The sequence below is a fragment of the Deltaproteobacteria bacterium genome (assembly GCA_005879795.1).
In the GTDB taxonomy this organism is placed as follows: domain Bacteria; phylum Desulfobacterota; class Binatia; order DP-6; family DP-6; genus DP-6.
The window spans coordinates 1-3,377 of sequence record VBKJ01000279.1 but is presented as its reverse complement, the minus strand read 5'-3'; the positions used below and the strand labels follow the sequence as shown (position 1 = coordinate 3,377).

Annotated in this window: 1 protein-coding gene; it reads left to right on the top strand. The window is 71.3% G+C overall.

Annotation, left to right across the window (positions count from 1 at the left end):
- Nucleotides 1-31 precede the first annotated feature (31 nt).
- The gene (locus E6J59_20060) at nucleotides 32-3,319 is read left to right on the top strand and encodes a zinc-ribbon domain-containing protein (GenBank protein ID TMB15288.1); all 3,288 of its coding nucleotides are present in this window, start codon (nucleotides 32-34) and stop codon (nucleotides 3,317-3,319) included.
- Nucleotides 3,320-3,377: the final 58 nt, after the last annotated feature.

The following is a 3,377-nucleotide window of genomic DNA, read 5'->3' as shown; positions in this document are numbered from 1 at the left end:
CCATCCGGCCCTCGAGGAGTCCTTGAGCACGATGCGCTGCCCGTCCTGCGGCCACGCGAACCGCGCCGCCGCCAAGTTCTGCGAGGAGTGCGGAACGCGCCTGGCCTCGGCGGCGGCGGCCGCAGAGCCGCCTCGGGCCCCGCGCGACTACACCCCCAGGCACCTCGCCGAGAAGATCTTGGGCTCCCGCGCCGCTCTCGAAGGCGAGCGCAAGCAGGTGACGGTCCTCTTCGCCGATGTGAAGGGCTCGATGGACCTCGCCGAGCAGCTCGACCCCGAGGAGTGGCACCGCATCCTCGACCGCTTCTTCCAACTCCTCGCCGAGGGCGTGCACCGCTTCGAGGGGACCGTGAACCAGTACACCGGCGACGGCATCATGGCCCTGTTCGGCGCGCCCATCGCCCACGAGGATCACGCCCGGCGGGCGTGCTACGCAGCGCTTCACCTCGCGGAATCCCTCCGCCGCTACGGCGAGGAGCTGAAGCGCACACTCGGCCTCGGCTTTTCGGTGCGCATGGGGCTGAATTCCGGCGAGGTCGTGGTCGGCAGGATCGGCGACGACCTCCGCATGGATTACACCGCGCACGGCCACACGGTCGGCCTCGCCGCGCGCATGGAGCAGGTCGCCGGGCCCGAGCGGGTCTACCTGACGGAGCACACGGTGGCCCTGGTCTCGGGGTTCTTCCGGCTCCGCGACCTCGGGCGGTTCGAGCTGAAAGGCGTCCGTGAGCCGGTGCGCGTCTACGAGCTCGAGGGGCTCGGACCGATCCGCACCCGTCTCGAAGCCTCCCGGGCGCGTGGCTTCTCGCGTTTCGTCGGCCGCGACGAGGAGATGAAGGCGCTCGAAGCGGCGCTCACCCACGCCCTCGAAGGCGAGGGCCGGGTCGTCGGGCTCGCGGGAGATGCCGGCGTCGGGAAGAGCCGGCTCTGCTGGGAGCTCGCCGAGCGCTGCCGCGCGCGCGGCATCCGCTTCGCGGAAGGGCACGCGCCGCCGCACGGGAAGATGATCCCCCTCCTCCCCTGGATCGATCTCTACCGGAACTACTTCGGGATCACCGAACAGGACGACGACGAGACGGCACGCGACAAGATCGCGGGCCGGACACTGCGCCTCGACGAGAGCCTCGCCGAATCGCTGCCGATCCTCTTCGACTTCCTCGGCGTTCCCGACCCGGCCCGGGCTTCGCCGCCCATGGACCCCGAGGCACGGCAGCATCAGCTCGTGGAGCTCGCGCAGCGCCTCGCTCGCGCGCAAAGCCGGCGCGAGCCGGCGGTCCAGCTCTTCGAGGACCTCCACTGGATGGATGGGGCGAGCGAAGCGTTCCTCGCCGCGATGGTCGATGTCCTTCCCGAGACACGCACGCTCCTCGTCGTCACCTTCCGGCCGGAATACCGCGCGCCGTGGATGCAGAGCTCCTGCTACCAGCAGCTCTCGCTCCTTCCGCTCGGTCCTGCGGCGATCGCGGAATTGCTCGACAGCCTTCTCGGCCGCGACCCCTCGCTTGCCGGCCTTGCCGAACGGATCCGTGAGCGGGCGGGCGGGAACCCCTTCTTCACCGAGGAGGTCGTCCAGTCACTGTTCGAGGCCGGCGTTCTCGGCGGCGCCCGGGGAGCCCATCGGCTCGTGAGGCCCGTCGAGCGGCTCGATATCCCGGCGAGCGTGCAGTCGATCCTCGCGGCACGCATCGACCGGCTCGGTGAGCGGGAAAAGACCGCGCTCCAGATCGCCGCCGTGATCGGCAAGGACTTCTCCGAACCCGTCCTCGCGCGGGTCGCGGAATTGCCGGAGGAGGAGCTCCGAGCCGCGCTCCGGGAGCTTGTCGCGGCCGAGCTCGTCTACCCGCAGAGCCTGTATCCGGTCGCCGAGTACGCGTTCAAGCATCCGCTGACGCAGGAGGTTGCGTACCGCTCCCAGCTCGCCGAGCGGCGTGCGCGAACCCACGACCGGGTCGCCCGCGCGATCGCAGAGACCTACACCGGCAAGCTCGACGAGCGAGCAGCGCTCCTGGCGCATCACTTCGAGGCGGCCGGCGAGAGCCTGGAAGCCGCGAGGTGGAACCGGCGCGCCGCCCGCTGGGTGGGATCCACCCACCTCGCCGAGGCCTTCGCCCACTGGCGGAGAGTGGTGAGGCTCCTCGACGGGCTCCCCGAGTCGGCCGACACGGTACCGCTCGCTCTCGAGGCGCGGGCCGCCGTTCTCTCCTTCGGCTGGGTCGTCGGCATCTCTGCCGACGAGGCTGGGAAGCTCTTCACCGAAAGCCGAGCACTCGCCACGCGCGCGGGGGAACCGAGCGCCCTCGCGATCCTCACGGCCCACTACGCGGGAATCAAGGCCGCGCACGGGGAGATCGACGAATACGTCCGCCTGAGCTGGGAAGCCGCGCGCATCGCGGAGCGGACGGGCGACGCGGCGCTGCGCGCGGCGGTCTGGCCGCCCCTCGTGCGCTCTCATCTCCTCTCGGGACGGCTGCGCGAGGCGCTGACGCTGTCCGAGCAGGCGCTCTCCACAATGCCCGGGGATGCCGCGTTCGGGACGCTTCTCGGCTACAGCCCGTACCTCAACCTCCTGCAACTCCGCGCCAACCTCCTGGCGTACGCGGGACGCTGGCCCGAGGCCGCGAGCGGGTTCGAGCGGATGATCGTGGTCGCCCGCGAGCACGGAAGTCAGGGACTGGTGGCGTCCGCCTCCAGCGACTACGGCTGGTGGGCGGGGCTCTTCGGCGATCCGCCGACCGCGCTCGCTCAAGGCCGTCGCGGTCTCGAGATCGCGGAAAAGCTCGGCAACCAGATGACGCGTGTGTACGCGCACAACGCGCTCGGGGTCGCCGAGCTCTCCGCGGGACGAACGAGCGAGGCAGTGGCGGCACTCGAGCAAGCGCTGCGGATCGCACGCGAGATGCGAACCGGTGAGGAAGCAGCGTTGCTGACGCTTGCGCACCTGGCGGAAGCGCATCTCGCCGAGGGAGATGCTGCTCGTGCGCGGGAGCTCGCGGAGAACGCCGTGAGCGAGGCCTGCCGGCATCGTGTGCTCGCATCGGAATGCTTCGCGAGGCTCGTCCATGCCCGAGTCCTCCTCTCCACGGAAGGGCTCGCGGGGGGAGCGGGCGCGGCGCGCGCCCTCGAGCGCGCGCTCGCCCTCGTCGAGGAGACGGGCGCCCGGTGCTGGGCCGCCTTCGTTCGGGTCGAGCGCGCGCGGCTCGCGCGGCTCTCGGGCGACGAGGCGGGATACGCGCAGGAGATGGGCCTCGCCCACCACCTCTTCACCGAGATGGGCGCGACGGCGCGCGCGGAGGAGGTCGCGCGGGAAATCGGCCGGTGAGCTGCCGTCGCCTGCTCCGGCCGCGGCGCTGACGGGCTTGCCCGAGAGGAGGCGCCTC